The sequence below is a fragment of the Bacillus tequilensis genome, from assembly GCF_012225885.1.
GTDB lineage: Bacteria > Bacillota > Bacilli > Bacillales > Bacillaceae > Bacillus > Bacillus tequilensis.
Window position 1 is genome coordinate 2,955,492 of record NZ_CP048852.1, and the last position, 17,961, is coordinate 2,973,452.

At 44.9% G+C, this 17,961-nt stretch carries 14 protein-coding genes and 2 pseudogenes; 6 read left to right on the forward strand and 10 right to left on the reverse strand.

The features are described 5' to 3' along the window. Nucleotides 1–127: 127 nt before the first annotated feature. A complete protein-coding gene (locus G4P54_RS15660) occupies nucleotides 128–847 on the forward strand; it encodes a yteA family sporulation protein (protein WP_024714704.1) in 720 nt (239 codons plus the stop codon). An 8-nt stretch (nucleotides 848–855) separates the two neighbouring features. Here the strand turns inward: G4P54_RS15660 and G4P54_RS15665 are convergent, their stop codons facing one another. After that, the gene (locus tag G4P54_RS15665) at nucleotides 856–1,674 is read right to left on the reverse strand and encodes a UTP--glucose-1-phosphate uridylyltransferase (protein WP_167873167.1); all 819 of its coding nucleotides are present in this window, start codon (nucleotides 1,672–1,674) and stop codon (nucleotides 856–858) included. A gap of 173 nt (nucleotides 1,675–1,847) precedes the next feature. On the opposite strand from G4P54_RS15665, the gene G4P54_RS15670 reads away from it, so the two are divergent. The 3 genes from G4P54_RS15670 to G4P54_RS15680 are packed head-to-tail and all read left to right on the forward strand — an operon-like array spanning nucleotide 1,848 to nucleotide 5,307. Then, entirely contained in the window at nucleotides 1,848–3,134 is a 1,287-nt protein-coding gene (locus tag G4P54_RS15670; RefSeq protein WP_167873168.1) for a UDP-glucose dehydrogenase family protein, read from the forward strand. After that, nucleotides 3,131–4,081, forward strand: a complete 951-nt coding sequence (locus G4P54_RS15675) for an NAD-dependent epimerase/dehydratase family protein (protein WP_167873169.1) — start codon at nucleotides 3,131–3,133, stop codon at nucleotides 4,079–4,081. The genes G4P54_RS15670 and G4P54_RS15675 overlap by 4 nt, the downstream gene beginning before the upstream one ends. A gap of 2 nt (nucleotides 4,082–4,083) precedes the next feature. Beyond that, nucleotides 4,084–5,307 (forward strand): glycosyltransferase family 4 protein, encoded by a 1,224-nt coding sequence (locus tag G4P54_RS15680; protein WP_024714708.1) that lies wholly within the window; start codon nucleotides 4,084–4,086, stop codon nucleotides 5,305–5,307. Between the two features lie 74 nt (nucleotides 5,308–5,381). On the opposite strand, the pseudogene G4P54_RS21670 reads toward G4P54_RS15680, so the two are convergent. The 4 genes and pseudogenes from G4P54_RS21670 to cotSA form a co-directional block, all read right to left on the reverse strand. Further along, nucleotides 5,382–5,576 (reverse strand): annotated as a pseudogene (locus tag G4P54_RS21670) (hypothetical protein); the annotation flags it as partial. 75 nt (nucleotides 5,577–5,651) lie between these two features. Beyond that, nucleotides 5,652–5,933, reverse strand: a pseudogene (locus G4P54_RS21675) (hypothetical protein); the annotation flags it as partial. Nucleotide 5,934: 1 nt separating this feature from the next. Beyond that, on the reverse strand, nucleotides 5,935–6,990 hold the full coding sequence (gene cotS, locus G4P54_RS15690; protein WP_167873171.1) for a spore coat putative kinase CotS: 1,056 nt from the start codon (nucleotides 6,988–6,990) through the stop codon (nucleotides 5,935–5,937). 14 nt (nucleotides 6,991–7,004) lie between these two features. Next, a complete protein-coding gene (gene cotSA, locus G4P54_RS15695; protein ID WP_167873172.1) occupies nucleotides 7,005–8,138 on the reverse strand; it encodes a spore coat protein CotSA in 1,134 nt (377 codons plus the stop codon). Nucleotides 8,139–8,327: 189 nt separating this feature from the next. Between cotSA and cotI the strand changes: the two genes are divergently transcribed. Together cotI and G4P54_RS15705 are read left to right on the forward strand one after the other, a co-directional pair. Then, nucleotides 8,328–9,401 carry a spore coat kinase CotI gene (gene cotI, locus G4P54_RS15700; protein ID WP_167873173.1) on the forward strand — a complete coding sequence of 358 codons (1,074 nt, stop codon included), beginning with the start codon at nucleotides 8,328–8,330 and terminating at the stop codon, nucleotides 9,399–9,401. Nucleotides 9,402–9,486: 85 nt separating this feature from the next. Next, nucleotides 9,487–9,954 (forward strand): TspO/MBR family protein, encoded by a 468-nt coding sequence (locus tag G4P54_RS15705; protein ID WP_167873174.1) that lies wholly within the window; start codon nucleotides 9,487–9,489, stop codon nucleotides 9,952–9,954. Nucleotides 9,955–9,984: 30 nt separating this feature from the next. Here G4P54_RS15705 and glgP read toward each other — a convergent pair whose 3' ends face one another. The 5 genes from glgP to glgB are packed head-to-tail and all read right to left on the reverse strand — an operon-like array spanning nucleotide 9,985 to nucleotide 17,896. Next, a complete protein-coding gene (gene glgP / locus G4P54_RS15710) occupies nucleotides 9,985–12,381 on the reverse strand; it encodes a glycogen phosphorylase GlgP (RefSeq protein ID WP_167873175.1) in 2,397 nt (798 codons plus the stop codon). Beyond that, nucleotides 12,368–13,822, reverse strand: a complete 1,455-nt coding sequence (gene glgA, locus G4P54_RS15715) for a glycogen synthase GlgA (protein ID WP_167873176.1) — start codon at nucleotides 13,820–13,822, stop codon at nucleotides 12,368–12,370. The genes glgP and glgA overlap by 14 nt, the downstream gene beginning before the upstream one ends. Next, a complete protein-coding gene (gene glgD, locus G4P54_RS15720) occupies nucleotides 13,819–14,850 on the reverse strand; it encodes a glucose-1-phosphate adenylyltransferase subunit GlgD (RefSeq protein ID WP_167873177.1) in 1,032 nt (343 codons plus the stop codon). Before glgD ends, glgA begins: the two co-directional genes overlap by 4 nt. A 23-nt stretch (nucleotides 14,851–14,873) precedes the next feature. After that, nucleotides 14,874–16,016, reverse strand: coding sequence for a glucose-1-phosphate adenylyltransferase (locus tag G4P54_RS15725; protein ID WP_167873178.1), 1,143 nt, complete (start codon nucleotides 16,014–16,016; stop codon nucleotides 14,874–14,876). Continuing rightward, nucleotides 16,013–17,896, reverse strand: coding sequence for a 1,4-alpha-glucan branching enzyme (gene glgB / locus G4P54_RS15730; protein WP_167873179.1), 1,884 nt, complete (start codon nucleotides 17,894–17,896; stop codon nucleotides 16,013–16,015). Before glgB ends, G4P54_RS15725 begins: the two co-directional genes overlap by 4 nt. Nucleotides 17,897–17,961: the final 65 nt, after the last annotated feature.

Consider the following 17,961-nt stretch of genomic DNA (forward strand, 5'->3'; position numbering starts at 1 on the left):
AGCAAAGGTTGTATCCGCTTACCATATAAGGAAAATCTCCTATATTCCTCCACCCGATATTTATGAAAGTTCTCAGTCGATCTGTTCATACTAAAGGTATGCATCACAGAGAAACGAGGGGATTATGTTGCTTACAAAAGATCAGCTCCAGCATTTAAAACACGAACTGGAACAAACGAAAAAAGATATCTTAAACCGTTTCAAAGACAATGACCATTTTCAGCTTAACTCAGCCTTTCCTTATGATTCATGGGGTGAACTTTCCGCTTATGACAACCACCCCGGCGATCAGGCGACAGAGCTTTACGAGCGTGAAAAAGACATCGCTCTCGACTTGCATGAGCGAGAGCATCTCCGGGACATTGAACATTCATTGAAGGCGATCGAAAACGGTACGTACGGTATTTGTGAAGTCAGCGGAAAGGAAATCCCTTACGATCGTCTTGAAGCGCTCCCGACTGCTACAACGCTCGCAGAGTATTCGTCACAGGATGTCGTTTCCAAAGACCGACCGATCGAAGAGGAAACGCCTTTCGGGCAATTTGAATTTGACGATGATGAAGAAATCAGAGCGCCTTACGACAGTGAAGATTCCTACCAGGACGTCGAAAAATACGGGAACTCATCAACACCGCAGGATATGGAAAACCCTCCGCTCAGCTATGATGACATGACGATGAATGCCGAAGAAAATATCGGCAATACGGAGTCGTACGAAAATTTCATCGCTACAGATATTACAGGCAAAGAAATAACAGTTTATCAAAGCAGAGCTCATGAGCGTTATGAGGAAGAACTCGATGAAGAGGGAATCATGACAACATTCGGCGATCTCCACGCTGATTGAACCCCCGGTTATCGGGGGTTCTTTTCCGTTTTCAGTATATCGGTAATCAGCTTCAAATAATCCTTTTGCAGGCCGATGTCATACCGCTCGCCCTCCAGCAGTTTTCCGTAAACATTGCATGCCCCGAGTGAAGCTTTAATCGCATCCGTTACCTGCACTTCTCCTCCGCTATCAGCTTCTAATGCATCCAGCTCATTAAAAATATCCGGTGTAAAAATGTAACGCCCTGCTGCGGCAAAATGAGACGGCGGATTTTGTTTAGGCTTTTCCACAATATCCTGAATGCGATAAAGCCCTTTTTCAACAAACTCCCCTTTTATGACCCCGTAATGGTGCAAATCCTCCGTTTTTGTTTCTTTTAAGCCAATCATATTGCACCGATATTTCGTATACGCCTCAATCAGCTGCCCCAATGCCGGCTGATGAGCGGAAAAGATCAGATCATCAGGCAAAACGACGGCAAAAGGCTCTCCGCCTGCAAATTGCTTTCCTAAAGAAATCGCGTCGCCAAGCCCTTTTGCATAAGGCTGCCGCACATAATGAATCCGTATATCCGGAATCGGATGTTCACTGAGTAAATGCAGTTTATTCCGGGAAGCCAGAAAAGCTTCTAGCGCCAAAGAGGAATCAAAATAGTCGACAATCAGATTTTTGTGGCTCGATACAACCATCAAAATATCTTCAATGCCTGACTCCTTCAGCTCTTCGACAATATAATGAATCACAGGCTTAGACCCAACCGGAAACATTTCTTTCGGAATCACCTTCGTTACAGGCAGATTTCTCGTTCCATATCCGCCGGCAGGAATGATCGCTTTTTTTATCATGTTATTTTTTCCCCTCAGCTCTTGTTTATTACATGATATTCCATGAGCAGCCCCCGATGTTTGTCTATTTAAAATTAGGCGGAAGCAACTGGGCAGAAAGCGGAATCACGAACCAACCCTTTTTTAATAGGATATTGATATATGACCAGTAATCTTGTAAAGGAGCTCAGGTGATGAAAATTTGTGTGGTTGGCGCAGGGTATGTCGGTTTAACCTTATCAGCGGCACTGGCATCCATCGGACATGACATGATATGCACAGACAAAGACGTTAAAAAAATCGAGCAGCTGAAAAAAGGAGTCGTTCCCTTTTATGAGCCTGGGCTTTCAGATGCAATACTTCGTTGCCGCAATCTCTCGTTTTCTTCTGAAGTAAAAACGAGCATGGAGGAATGTCCCGTTGTTTTTATCGCAGTCGGAACTCCACCGCGTTCAGACGGATCAGCAAACACGAAAGCCCTGCAGTCTGTCATCAGCGATTTGAGCGAGGCAATCCAATCGTATAAAACCATCATTACGAAAAGCACTGTTCCGCCCGGGACAAACGAAAACATAGCCAAACAGCTGATGGCCTCCGGAGTGTCTGAAGATTTGTTTAACATCGTATCCAATCCGGAGTTTCTGCGGGAAGGCAATGCCTTGCATGACATGATGCATCCTGACAAAACAGTCATCGGGATTCAGGAAGGAGATCACATATCGGCAGCAATCGTCAAATCCATTTATAAACACATTGACACCCCTTATATCATTACAAGCTTAGCGGGAGCTGAGCTGATCAAGTATGCTAACAATTTCTTCTTGGCAGCCAAAATTTCGTTCATTAATGAGATGGCCCGCATATGTGAAGCCTATCAATCAGATATCTCAGATATTTCCCGCGCCATCGGACTTGACCCTAGAATCGGAAGACACTTTTTGCAGGCCGGTATCGGATATGGCGGCTCTTGTTTTCCAAAGGATCTGCAGGCGCTGCAATTCGCCGCTCAGGAAAAAAACACGGAGACCCGCCTGCTCCAAGCCGTACAGTACATCAATGACACCCAGCTCGGCCTGTATATGAAAAAAATACAGTCCTACTTCGATACACTTCACGGCAAAAAAGCAGCAGTGCTCGGCATTTCCTTCAAGCCGCATACCGATGACATCAGGAATTCTCAAGCCGTCAGACTGATGGAAAGGCTGACAGAGCTGGGATGTGATGTTCATGCTTATGATCCTGAAGCTGTTCTTCCAGAACATTTGCAGCAGCTTGTGGCTCAGCATTCTCAAGCTTTTGATGCGATAGAAGAGAGTGACTTTTTATTTTTGGCGACAGAATGGCCTGAATTTTTAGCATTAGATTGGAAAAAGGCAGCAAGCACCATGAAAGGGCGTCTTGTGATCGACGGGCGCAATGTATTGAAAAAAGACCTGCTCGAAGCTTGCGGGCTGATCTGCACAGGAGTTGGCCGCCCATGAAAATACTCGTCACAGGAGCAGCGGGTTTTATCGGCTCCCACCTTTGCGAAGAATTGCTAAAGGATGAGACACATCACGTGATCGGAATCGACGACTTTATCGGACCGACTCCATTTTCCTTCAAATTAAAAAACCTTGAAGACTTGCTGCCAGAAAAGCGATTTACGTTCATAAAGGATAATCTGCTGACAGCAGATCTTTCTCCCTTGCTGGAAGGAGTGGACGTCATCTTCCATTTGGCGGCCATACCCGGTGTCCGTTCAAGCTGGGGCAATCATTTCCACCCATATGCCGCACATAATATACAAGCGCTCCAAAGGCTCCTTGAGGCATGCCGGGAACATCCGATTCAAACGTTCGTCTTTGCTTCCACTTCCTCCGTCTATGGCGAAAAACAAGGGAAAGTCAGTGAAGATGCGGCACTTTCCCCTTTGTCTCCGTACGGCGTAACAAAGCTTACGGGCGAAAAGCTTTGCCATGTGTATCAACAAAGCTTTGGCCTTCCAATTGTGATTCTCCGTTTCTTTACCGTATACGGGCCGAGACAGCGGCCGGACATGGCTTTTCACCGGTTCATCAAGCAGCACCTTTTGCATAAACCGCTCACCATATTTGGCGACGGGCGGCAATCAAGAGACTTCACCTATATCGGCGACTGCATCAAAGGGATCACCGCTGTACTTGGTAAGCCCCGCCTTATTGGCGAAACGGTGAATATCGGCGGCGCAGAGCCTGCCTCAGTTTTAAAGATTATCTCCCTCATTGAAGACATTTCAGGTGAAAAAGCAGCACTGCACTTTTCGGACAAAATCGCTGGAGAACCAAGCAAAACGTGGGCCGATATTTCAAAAGCAAAACAACTCTTGCATTACGATCCCGCCACATCCTTAAAGGATGGTTTGGCCAACGAAGTCGCTTATTTATCGTCGCTGTATCAGGGGGAATGAAAATGAAGCTTGCCTTTATCTGTACAGAAAAGCTGCCGGCGCCCGCGGTGCGCGGCGGCGCTATTCAAATGATGATAGACGGTGTCACGCCTTATTTCAGCAGCCGGTACGACCTCACTATTTTTTCCATAGAAGATCCGGCGCTTCCAAAAAGAGAAACGAAAAACGGCGTACAATATATCCATCTGCCAAAAGAGCACTATCGCGAGGCGGTAGCCGAAGAACTTCGCGCCTCTTCCTTTGACCTCATTCATGTGTTCAACAGGCCTTTAAATGTCTCTTTATATCAAAAAGCCTCACCAAACAGCAAGATCGTTCTGAGCCTGCATAACGAAATGTTTTCTGAAAAAAAGATGACCTTCGCGCAAGGAAAAGAAGTACTCGACAATGTCTCCATGATCACAACCGTCAGCGAGTTTATTAAACAAACCGTCATTGAACGGTTCCCTGAAGCCAAGGACATTACAAAAGTCGTATACTCCGGCGTTGACATCCACTCTTATCCGCCTGTCTGGACGATAAAAGGTTCGGCTGTCAGGAAGGCATACCGTGAAAAATACGGTATTGAGGATAAAAAAGTCATTTTATTTGCCGGCCGTTTAAGCCCGGCAAAAGGGCCTCACCTTCTCATCCACAGCATGAAACGGATTTTGCAGGGGCATCCCGACGCTGTGCTGGTCATAGCAGGCGGGAAGTGGTTCAGCGATGACGGCGAAAACCAATATGTCACCTATCTGCGAAAGCTTGCGCTGCCATACAGAGAGCACGTCATCTTTACGAAATTCATCCCCGCAGACGATATTCCAAACCTCTTTTTGATGGCGGATGTATTTGTGTGCAGCTCACAATGGAATGAACCCCTCGCCCGTGTGAATTATGAAGCGATGGCGGCCGGAACGCCCTTAATTACTACAAATCGGGGCGGAAACGGCGAAGTCGTAAAACACGAAGTCAACGGCCTTGTGATCGACAGATACAACAAGCCCTCTTCCTTTGCGAATGCAATTGACAGAGCCTTTACAGACAAAGAGTTAATGAGCAAAATCACAAAAAACGGCCGGCGCCGTGTAGAATCTTCATTTACCTTTATCCATGCTGCCAAGCGCCTTAATGCCGTTTACCAATCCGTTCTGACACCGGAAAATATACAATTTCCGCCGCCTTTTTTGACGCAAAACCTAGATTTATCGTCGATCAAACAGCTTTTTGTGAAAGCAAAATCATAATACCTGCAGCTCGTGTTGCAATTCGGGCTGTTTTTTTGGTGTGTAGGCACATAAAAAAAGGCATAAAAGTGATTTTATGCCTTGCGTTTTACAGCATTAGAAACCCATGGAGCAGGTGCAGAATCACTTGGAAGAATGATGATTTCCACTCTGTCATCCTCCATTTGTTCCGGCTCTTCCTCCTCTTCTTCCTCTTCAACTGGCGGCGCTGAGCGTTTTGAAGCACGCTCCTCCTCAGGCTCTCGAACGGTTTCGAATTTCGTTGCTTCATCATCCGTGACTTCACGGTCTGTTTCCTTTTCCTTCTCTTCTTCCTCTTCAACTGGCGGCGCTGAACGCTTTGAAGCACGCTCCTCCTCAGGCTCTCGAACGGTTTCGAATTTCGTTGCTTCATCATCCGTGACTTCGCGGTCTGTTTCCTTTTCCTTCTTCTCTTCTTGATATTCGTTCGGTGCATTAATGTAAGGAAGCTCCCGGATGCTGCCCGCAGCTAAATGCATCTCCTCTTCTTCCTTCTCAGCTGAGATTGAGTCATGAGCCTGCCATCCCATCGATCCAGGCGGTGTGAATACGAATTGGTCGAGATCGAGTTTAGAAATGGAGGATTTTTGTCTCGATGACCTCATGTCAATTCGCCTCCCGATACGCTTTTATTTTTTTATACAGTTCCGGCAGTTTATCCAAAAACACATCTTTAGATTCTTCAACAGAAATCATGTTTTGCAGCGCCCAGTTGTATTTCTCATCTGACCACGTTTTCTTTTGCTTCAAATAATATTTATGGCCGATTGCACAGAATAAATGCGGAAACGCGAGATCAATCCATAGCACCTCATACTGTTTTTCTGTGAGCGGATACACTTTGTCATAGGCCGCAAGCAGTGCAACCATGAAATCAGTATCCCATACAGAAAGCTTCACCATCACTTTATTCAGCAGAATGCGAAGATCTCTTGACGGCAAATCATAGGTAATCGAGTGAAGCTCCTTTAAAAAAGGCTCCCCGTCAATCTCTGTCAATCGCGCCAATGTAAAGTCCTGAAAACAGAATCCGCCATGTTCAAGCGCTTCTTTTGTCCAGTTTTCATACTCTGACTCATCCAGCGCTTGCAGAGCTTTTTTCCCTCTTGCCAGCATTTTATCAGCGTGTTTTAAGAAAGTTTGCGAAAATACGTCATCAGGATAAGATGCCGCGATCTGCATATTCCCTTCTAATTCCTGCAGCTTCCAGCGGTACAATTTGTGCCATTTGCCAAGCCTGCTTCTTTTCTTGCTTTCATCTGTGCAAACATATCCTTTTGACGCATGGTGAAAATGACCGGCGAATGACAAGACTTTTTTCATTTGCTCTGCATCATAATAAATCATTTCTTTTCCTGTCACTTTGTCATATAAACTGTAAGACACTCGATCCGTGCCTAAGCAGCTCCCGCCATTTTTTGTTTGATGAATCGGCGCTATCGGCAGCCCTTTTTCTTGTAAATGGGCGTGTGCCTGAGTGATAAAAAGCATCCGCTCCGCTTTCATCTGCGCTTCTTTCAACAGCTTTGGACCTTGATCGGTTTGTATCTCCCAGATTTTGCGTCCGCTTTTGTTTGACTTCAGCGCCACATGTTCAATTTGGAACGGATAATAGCTGAGAATGTCGGACACAATCTGTTCTTCATGCTCTTTTTGGTACACTCTGTTCACCCCTTCTATCTGTTCTTTTCATACACGCTGAGCAGATTGTCCGCCACCCTCTGCCAGCCGAATTGGCTTTCTGCCACACGGCGGCTGTATTTCCCAAGCCGTTCCCGTTTTTCCGAGCTGCTGAGTAAATCATTGATATGTTCAGCATATTGTTTCGGATTTTCAAAGTCATGAATGATGTAACCGTTTTTCCCTTCCTCTATGACCTCTGGATTTCCTCCCCTGTTGCTTGTAATAATAGGCAGTCCCGCAGCCATCGCTTCATAATGCACCCTTGCTAAAGGCTCCTGCCACTGCGAAGAGCACACAAATACATCTGACATGGAATAAAGACGCGGAATGTCCTTTGGCTTCACAAATTGAATAAATGTGACATGTTCCTTTTGCATCGCACCAAGAGTATGAAGATGTTTGACATAGTTATTTAACTCGTTGTCTCCAAACCATTTTGACCCGATAAATACCATCATCACATCGGGATGCTCCTCGATAATGTCAGGCAGCGCCTGCAATAAAATGTGCGGGCCTTTTACTTTACTGAGCCGCCCGACAAACAGGACGATTTTTTTGCCGTGAAAATCCAACTCGCTTCTCATCTCTTCGCGAGCCCGCTGTCCTTCTTTCGTCCAGCGGGGATGGTATGCCTTTAAATCCACACCGGAATACACCGTTTTTGTTTTTGATTGTGCTGACGGAAAACGGCTTGTGATCGTCCGGCCGATATAATCGCTGACCGTAACAATCTGCGCTACTGAATTGATGCAAACCTCACCTTCTGCCTGGCTGATTTTATCGTAAGCGAACATTTCATTGTGAACGCTTAAAACAAAAACAGCGTCCGGCGCCTGTTTTTTCAGTTTCGGCACCCAGCTTGGGCGATTACAAACATGCACAAGATCAAATCGGCTCTTTTTCAGCTCTTCTCCAACAGCTTCTTCATAACGTTTTTCATCCAAATGCACATAATGGACACCGTCTGCCGTCTCTCTATCAGCGAGATTCGGATCTTTAATAGAAAACACAGTCACCTCATGTTTTTTGGCAATCAAAGGGGCAACCGCTTCGAGGTAGATTTGAATAGCGCCTCCTCGAACCGAGGGGACAGGAAGCTTCTCTGTGGCGATCAGTGCTATTTTCATACATAGCCTCCATTCCTGCGTGATTTGTAACTAGTTAGAATCATGATACGGCTGAACAACCAACTTGTGCGGATTGGGACTGGCTCAAAAACAAAACGGGTAAACAACCATATCCTTCTGTTAAATATAGTCAAATATCTCAATCATTTTTTGCTTTTGATTCATAAGGTAGGAGTAAAACAGGTAAGGATGTGTCCTTTAATGGCAGAAAACCAAGAAGTCATTGAGGAGGGAAATTCATCAGAGCTTCCTTTATCAGCAGAAGATGAAAGAAAATTAACCGAGCTGGCTGAAAATGTGCTTCAAGGATGGGATATACAGGTCGAAAAGATAGACGTCATTCAGGGTAACCAGATGGCGCTAGTATGGAAGATTCACACAGACTCCGGCGCGGTGTGTCTGAAACGAATACACAGGCCCGAGAAGAAAGCCTTGTTTTCTATTTTCGCGCAGGATTATTTAGCAAAAAAAGGCATGAATGTTCCAGGCATACGCCCAAACAAAAAAGGCAGCCTATATTCCAAGCATGGCTCCTTTCTATTTGTTGTCTATGACTGGATCGAAGGAAGGCCGTTTGAGCTGACTGTACAGTCGGATTTGGAGTTTATCATGAAAGGCCTTGCTGATTTTCATACAGCCTCCGTCGGATATCAGCCGCCAAATGGCGTTCCCGTATTCACCAAACTGGGGCGCTGGCCGAATCACTACACAAAACGGTGCAAACAGATGGACACATGGAAGCTGATGGCGCAGATGGAAAACGAAGATCCTTTCTCACAGCTATATCTGCAGGAGATAGACAGCTTTATTGAAGAGGGGCTGCGCATCAAAGACCGGCTTTTGCAATCGTCCTATGTTCCATGGACTGAACAGCTGAAAAAAAGCCCTAACCTTTGCCACCAGGATTATGGAACCGGAAATACTCTTTTAGGGGAAAACGAACAGATTTGGGTCATCGACTTAGATACCGTATCATTTGATTTGCCTATTCGCGATTTGCGCAAAATGATTATTCCTCTGTTGGATACAACAGGCGTTTGGGATGAAGAAACATTTCATGTCATGCTGAACGCATATGAATCCAGAGCGCCATTAACTGATGAACAAAAACAAGTCATGTTTATTGATATGCTGTTTCCTTATGAGCTTTACGATGTCATTCGTGAAAAATACGTTCGTAAATCTGCTTTATCGAAGGAAGAATTGGAATCAGCTTTTGAATATGAACGCATAAAAGCAAACGCATTGCAGCAGCTGATTTAAACCCATCATTTCCCCCGCATATCGGGGGTTTGATCTTTATATGATAAAGGGTAAATGTAAAATAAATACATGCGGAGGTGCAAACATGAAGAAGATTGCCGGCGCCATAGCGGTTTTTGTGATTACATATGCGCTGTTCTCAGCCGCAGGCTGCCTGTTTCCAATTGACCAAGAATGGTACAATTCATTGAAAAAGCCGGACTGGACGCCAAGCGGATCTGCAATCGGCATCATTTGGGCCATCCTGTTTGCCCTCATTTCCCTTTCAGCTGCCATTGTATATGCTGCATTTTCATTTAAAGATGCGAAAAGCTTTTGGTTTGTGCTTTTGATCAATTACGTGCTCAATCAAGCATTCAGCTATTTCCAGTTCACGCAAAAAAATCTGCTGGCCGCATCGATTGACTGCCTGCTTGTTGCCATTACAGCACTCGTACTAATGATTGTTTCAAAAAAATACAGCAAAGCCGCAAGCTATCTTCTTTTGCCTTATGTTTTATGGAGCGCATTTGCAACGTTCTTATCCTTTACAATCGAGTCAATGAACCTGTGAACCAAAAAAGCCGCTTATACTGCGGCTTTTTCACATCATCGGCTTGATGCCCCAAATGTCCTTCGCATATTCCCGGATCGTGCGGTCGCTGGAGAAGTATCCAGAATGGGCAATGTTTACAATCGAACGCTCAGACCATTTCCGCCGATCGCAATAATCAGCTTGAATTCGCTCCTGCGCTTCAGCATATGAGCTGAAATCCTTCAGCACAAAATACTCATCATTATGGGGAAGCAGCGAGTCATAAATCGCTTCAAATTCATCTGTTTCCCCTTCAAAAAAGCCGTTGATCAGCTGATCCGCTGCCTGTCTGATTCTGCGGTCATGCTGATAATATTCCCTCGATCTATAGCCGCCGTTTTCCTGATACGATAGAACGTCATCCGCCTTTAAACCGAATGTATAAATACAATCAGGCCCCACCCGCTCAAGAATCTCAATATTTGCGCCATCATGCGTGCCGATCGTCAAAGCGCCATTCATCATAAATTTCATATTTCCTGTACCAGACGCTTCCTTGCTTGCGGTTGAAATTTGCTCACTTACATCTGACGCCGGAAAAATTCGCTCAGCCATAGAAACTCTATAGTTTTCTAAAAAAACAACTTTGATCAGCTGTTTAACCGCCGGATCATAATTGACTTTTTTGGCGACAGAATGGATCAGCTTAATGATTTTCTTGGCATAATAATAGCTGGGTGAAGCCTTTGCCCCGAAAATAAAGGTTTGCGGGTAGATTGAAAATCCACCGTCCTCCTTGAGGCGATTATACAAATACATAATGTGAAGAACATTCAGCAGCTGCCGTTTGTAGGCATGAAGCCGCTTTACCTGTACGTCGAATATGCTGTCAGGGTTCACAACAACACCCGCCGTGCAAAAAATCAAATCGGCAAGCTCTTGTTTTTTCCTGCTTTTGTTATTTTGAAACTGCTCAATAAAAGCAGGATCTGAAGCGTACGGTTCTAAGCCGATTAGTGATTCCGGCTGTTTCACCCATTGATTGCCGATCGCCTCCGTGATGATGGCAGATAAGCCGGGATTCGCTTTTAACAGCCAGCGCCTGTGGGCAATTCCATTCGTCTTATTGTTAAAACGATTTGGGAACAGCAAATGAAAGTCGCGCATCTCCCTTTCCTTTAAAAGATCGGAATGAATTTTGGCAACGCCGTTTACACTGTAGCTGCCCACTATGGCAAGATGAGCCATTTTGATAACACCATGCGCCGTAATCGCCATGTTCTCTATCCTTTTCCAGTCCCCCGGATGCTTTTCCCAAACCATACGGCAAAACCTTTCATTGATTTCTTCAATAATCATATACATTCGCGGGAGCAGCGGCTTAAACAAATGAATCGGCCATTTCTCTAGCGCTTCTGACAATGTCGTATGATTTGTATAAGAAATTGTATGTACGGTGATATGCCAGGCCTCTTCCCAGGTCATATTCTCTTCATCAAGCAAAATCCTCATCAGCTCAGGCACGGCGAGCGCAGGATGGGTGTCATTAATATGGATGCTTACTTTTTTATGCAGCCCGGATAAAGATCTGTTTGTTTTGCGGTAATTGTTTACAATACTTTTCAAACTTGCGCATACTAGAAAATACTGCTGCTTCAGCCGTAATATTTTCCCCTCGTCATGAGTGTCATCAGGATATAAAAATTCAGAAACAGCTTCTGTTTCCCGCTTATAAGACAATATATTTCCGCCGTGATAATGCGTATAGGGCTCGGCGTTCCAAAGCCTTAGCGTATTGACCGTGCCCGTTTCAAAACCGATGATCGGAATATCATAAGGAACAGCGGTAACGATTGTCGCCTGCTCATGGCGAACATGCAGACGTCCGTTTTTTTCTGTCAAATGGACCTCGCCCCAAAACGGCACGTCAACAGACTGATCCGCATTTCTCACTTCCCACACATTCTCGTTTTTCAGCCATTGTTCAGGCAGCTCCACCTGATGCCCGTCTACAATTTTTTGCTCAAACAGGCCATGCTTATAACGGATACCCATCCCGTGTCCCGGCAGGTTCAATGAAGCGAGCGAATCTAAAAAGCATGCGGCTAAGCGTCCAAGCCCGCCGTTGCCGAGACCTGCATCACTCTCAATCTGAAGGATTTCCCCTAAATTGATGCCGACTTCCTTTAAACCTGCTTCTACAACATCACGAACGCCAAGATTCATTAAATTTTGTTCAAGGAGCTGACCGAGAAGAAATTCGATTGACAAGTAATATGTCTGCTTCCCGGCATTGGACCTGCTCTTCTCATTGGTCTGGATCCAATCAGCGCTGATATACTCTCTGACCATATTGCCCAACGTTTTATATTGATCCAGCTTGGCAGAGTCTTTAAAGCTTTTTCCGCACGTCATTTCCAGACGCTTTAAAAATAAGGCTGCAAAACGTTCTTTACTCGAGAACATCCCGTCCACTCCTTGTCACATGCTCGAAAATGCGCTGATACTCTTTCGCTGACTGCTCCCAGCTGTAATCTGCGTTCATTGCGGTCTTCATGATGCTCTTCCATACATCCTTTTGACGATAAAACAACAGCGCCCTCTCAATCGTAAATTTCAGATCATGCGCATTGAAGGCAGAGAACGTAAAGCCATTCCCCGTACCCTCTTCCTCCTGATAAGAACGGACAGTGTCATAAAGCCCGCCTGTCTCCCTGACAATCGGAATGGTGCCATATTGGAGAGCAATGAGCTGTCCCAAGCCGCACGGCTCAAATTTCGACGGCATCAAAAACATATCAGAGCCCGCATAAATTTGATGGGCAAGCGGCTCATCAAACCCAATATACGCTCGGCACTTCTCATAAAAGGCAAATTCTGCGTACCGGAAATAATCTTCAAATTCGCGTTCCCCTGTGCCCAGCACAACCAGCTGTATGTCCTGCTCCTCAAGAAGTTCATGCATCATTCTGCGGACAAGATCAAGCCCCTTTTGTTTAGTGAGCCTTGTCACCATACTGATCAGCGGAATATCGTTTCGTTCTGGAAGCCCCAGACGCCGCTGAAGCTTTCTTTTATTTTCTTCTTTGAAGGCAAGATGCTCTGAATCATAATGCACCTCTATATAGGGATCGCTTTTCGGCTGATAGAACGTATCATCAATGCCGTTTAATATGCCGGTCACATCATTTTCCCTATATTGCAAAACCCGCTCCAGCTGTTCGCCGTAATAAGGCGTCAATATTTCATTTCTGTAAGTAGGGCTTACAGTTGTCACATGATCAGCCGCAATAATGCCCGCCTTCATAAAATTAACAAATCCGTTGCATTCTAACCTTTCGTAATGAAAATGATCCATCCCAAGCCCCAGCAAGTCATGTGTGACATCAGGCGGGAATATACCCTGAAACTGCAGGTTGTGGATCGTGAGCACGCATTTCATCCGTTCATAAAAAGGAAGTGTTTTATATTCCTCTTTCAGCAAATAATTGACCATCGCTGTATGCCAGTCATGAGTATGAATAATATCGGCTTGAACATTCACAGCTTCGGCGGCCTCCAGCACAGCCCTTGAAAAAAAGGCAAACCGTTCACCGTCGTCATAATGCCCGTACAACGAATCCCTGTTGAAATAGTACTCATTGTCGATGAAGTAATAATTGACATCATCTTCTGCCATATGTTCAATTCCGCAATATTGCTGACGCCAGCCGACAGCTACCGTACACTCAGCCGTTTTTTTCATGCGTTTTTTCCAACGCTCAGGTATTTGACTGTACTTCGGCAGCATCACAGCTACTTCATTGCCTAATCGCACAAGTGCCTTTGGCAGAGCACCTGCTACATCGGCAAGACCTCCTGATTTCACAAACGGGGTACATTCAGATACAGCAAATAATACCTTCAAGAATTCATCAGCTCTCCTTGCACCAAACCTTTTCTTAATACAAGCGGCTGCTCAGCTGTTCCCGCAGCCTCCGTCGCATTGCCGATTTTAACGTCCTTATCAGAAATGACCTGCTCAAGCAGGCAATCCTCGCCAATCTGCGTTTTTTGCATAATGATGCAGTTTTTCAGCTTCGTTCCCTTGCCAACATGAACCGCCCTGAACAATATGCAGTTTTCAACCTCTCCTTCAAGCACACAGCCGTTTGCCACTAAGGAATTTTTGACAGTGCTGTGTTTTCCGTATTTCGTCGGCGGCTCATCCTTCACTTTTGTATAGATCGGCTGCTGCGGCAAAAACACCTGCTGCCAAAAACGAGGCTGAATGAGCTCCATGCTGTGGGTATAATACTTTTCCACCGAATCAATGACTGCGACATAGCCTGAATATTCATAAGGACAAACGGTCAAGGAGGAGGATTCTTTTTCGACAGCCTCCTGAATGGTTTTATAGCCTTTTTCACTATGTCCGTAGATCAGATCCTTTAAGAGCGCTGTTGACATGATATAAATTTGCAGCGGCTGGCCGTCCTGAAATACCTCGGTGACGTCGCAGCCAACTTCCTGATGGCGTTTCAGCACATATTGAAATTGTATGTTGCATACGGTATGGCTGTTGGAGATAACAGCATATTGCTGTGTGCTTCTGTGAAAGTAATCAAGGTGGTCGGAAAACTGTCGAAAGGAACCGAATTCATCGTATTCTTGGTGAAGGCGGGGCGACGGGAAAAAAAAGAGGCCATCCTTTTTCCGATGCAAATCCCATTCCTTACCCGCCCCAAGATGATCCATAAGAGAACGGTATCGATACTTCGGAAAAATCGCGACACTCTTAATATCCGCGTTTACCATGTTAGAGAGCATAAAATCGATCAGACGGTACCTGCCGGCAAAAGGGATCGCTCCCAGCGACCGCTGTGCGGCTAAATCCTGAAGAGAATGCTTATATGTGGTTTCATCTATAACGCCTAACATTTGATTATTGAACACTGACTCTGCCTCCTCTTCAGTCGTTAAATCAATTCTTTTTCTACAAATTCTTCTGAAACAAGCAGCACCTCCTGAATATCTTTTTCCGATCGGATCACTGCGCCATCCGGCAGCACCAGACCCTTAGGCACGATGGCATTTTCAATGACTACATGCTCACCGACCGTCACATCCGGCATAATCACCGATGATGTAACAGTCGCATGCTTACCGACAGTAACACCTTGAAAAAGAACGGAGTGAGACACATTCCCATACACTGCACAGCCTTCATTCACAAGCGATTCATGCACCTGTGCGTCAGATGAAATAAATTGCGGGGGCTGATTCGGATTGACGGAGTAAATTTTCCAATTGCGTTCAAAGAGCTTCAGCTCCGAGTCCTCTTTTAACAGATCCATATTGGCTTCCCACAAGCTCTGCACCGTTCCGACATCCTTCCAATATCCTTTAAACGGATAAGCAGAAAGCTTCTTTTTCTCCTCCAAAAGCAGAGGAATAATATCTTTGCCGAAGTCATGGCTTGAATATGGATTCCGACCGTCCATCTCAAGGGACTGTTTCAATAGCGGCCAATTGAATATATAAATGCCCATTGAGGCAAGATTGCTCTTAGGGCATTTGGGCTTTTCATCAAAATGTGTGATCGTTCCATCTGCATCGGTCTTCATGATGCCGAAGCGGCTTGCTTCCTCCCAGCCCACTTCGATGACAGAGATCGTTACATCCGCTTTCTTTTTAATGTGAAAATCAAGCATTTTCCCGTAGTCCATTTTGTATATGTGATCTCCTGATAATATCAGGACATATTCAGGATCATACTGATTTAAATAATTGAGATTTTCATAAATGGCGCTTGCCGTCCCTTTATACCATTTGACCCCTGATGACTCGGCATAAGGAGGTAAAACCGTCACACCGCCATTATATCTGTCAAGGTCCCATGCACTCCCGATTCCAATATAAGAATTCAGCTCAAGAGGCTGATATTGTGTTAAAATTCCGACTGTGTCTATGCCTGAATTGGAACAGTTGCTGAGGGTAAAATCTATAATCCTGTATTTCCCCCCGAAAGATACAGCCGGTTTGGCCATATTTTTCGTTAATCCGCTGAGACGGCTGCCCTTTCCGCCGGCAAGGAGCATGGCAACACATTGTTTTTTCATCTTTTTATCTCTCCTCTTTTTTTAACCGCCCGTAAAATCGAAATGCCGTAAGGAGGAATGGTCATCGTGATAAAACACGGTTTTTGATGAAGAGCTCCCTTTTTGGCCGTTAACGGCTTTTGGTTGATTTGTCCTGAGCCTCCATATGTTTCACTGTCGCTGTTCAGCACCTCAATGTATTGGGTAAGAAAAGGAACACCGACATCGTAGTGATGATAGACCTCGGGTGTAAAATTACAAATGATAACAAGCGCCTCACCGTGCCTTTTGCCATAACGAAGAAAAGAAAAGATTGATTGTTCATCATTATGGACATCAATCCATTCAAACGACTTTGCACGATGGTCATGTTCATAAAGGATTTTGCTTTTTTGGTAAAAGCGGAGAAGATCTTGCGTATAGACGCTGGCTTTCTGATGCATGGGGAAGGAGTTCAAAAACCAATCAAGCTGTTCCGTGTCTTTCCATTCATCAAATTGGGCAAATTCAGAACCCATAAAAATCAATTTCTTTCCGGGATGAGCCGTCATATAACCGAGCAAAAGCCGATACTGGGCAAATTTCTGCCAATAGTCGCCAGGCATTTTATTAAGAAGTGATTTCTTTCCGTATACGACCTCATCATGAGAAAACGGCAATACAAAATGCTCACTAAACGCATACAGTAAGGAAAAAGAAATAAACTGATGACAATACCGTCTTTCTTCTGGCGGCGTCTCCATGTATGTCAGTACGTCATTCATCCAGCCCATATTCCACTTAAAATGAAAACCGAGCCCCCCTTCCTCAACGGCACCTGTCACTTGAGGCCAATCCGTGGAATCTTCTGCAATCATCATGACATGCGGGTGTGCCTCTCTCATGGTTTGATTGAGTTTTTTTAAAAATTGAACAGCATATGGATTCGTATGGCGTTCGTCCTGATTTGTCCAATACAGGATATTAGCCACCGCATCAACCCTAAATCCATCTATATGATAGATTTCCGCCCAGTACAACGCATTCGAAATTAAAAAACTATGAACTTCCGGTTTTCCCAGATCAAAGTTTGCCGTACCCCATAGCCAGTTCTCCCGATCGCGTTCTTCTTGATATTCGTAAAGAGGTTCTCCATCAAACATATAAAGGCCATGGGCATCTTTACAAAAATGTCCGGGAACCCAATCCAAAATGACTCCAATGTTTTCTTGATGGCATTCATCCACAAACTTCATCAAATCATAGGGCGTGCCAAACCTGCTGGTCGGGCTGTAATAGCCCGTTCCTTGGTATCCCCAGGAACGGTCATAGGGGTGCTCATATATTGGAAGCAATTCGATATGGGTAAACCCATGCTCTTTGATATAGGGAATAAGTGACTGGCTTAATTCCTTATAGGAATAATGCCTGCCATCGGAATGTTTCTTCCAAGAACCGAGATGAAGTTCATAAATAAAAACAGGTTTCTCATACATCGTCCTGGTCTTCTGTTTCTTTTGCCATTTTTGGTCTTTCCAATTGTATTCTCCCAAGTCGTAAGTAAGTGATGCTGTATCGGGCCTGACTTCAGAATAAATGGCATATGGATCTGCCTTCAGTTTGATCTCACCGCTATGAGTCACGATTTCATACTTATACCGCTCCTCTTCTCTCAAACCTGGAATAAATAGCGCCCAAATCCCATTATCGCTCACTCTGTGCATCACATGACGTTCTCCCGACCAGCTGTTAAAATCCCCCACCACCCGTACTTCTGACGCATGAGGCGCCCACACACAGAATTCATATCCGCTTTGGCCATTCAGCTCGCGGTAATGCGAGCCAAATAGCTGATAGCTTTTAAACAAACTGCCTTCGTGAAAAAGATAAACATCATGTGCTGTTGGGCTGGCAGCGGCCATGTAATCATCCTTTCTGACATCATAGTTTTCATTTATAATATTTATTCGAAGAAATAAAAAAAAGC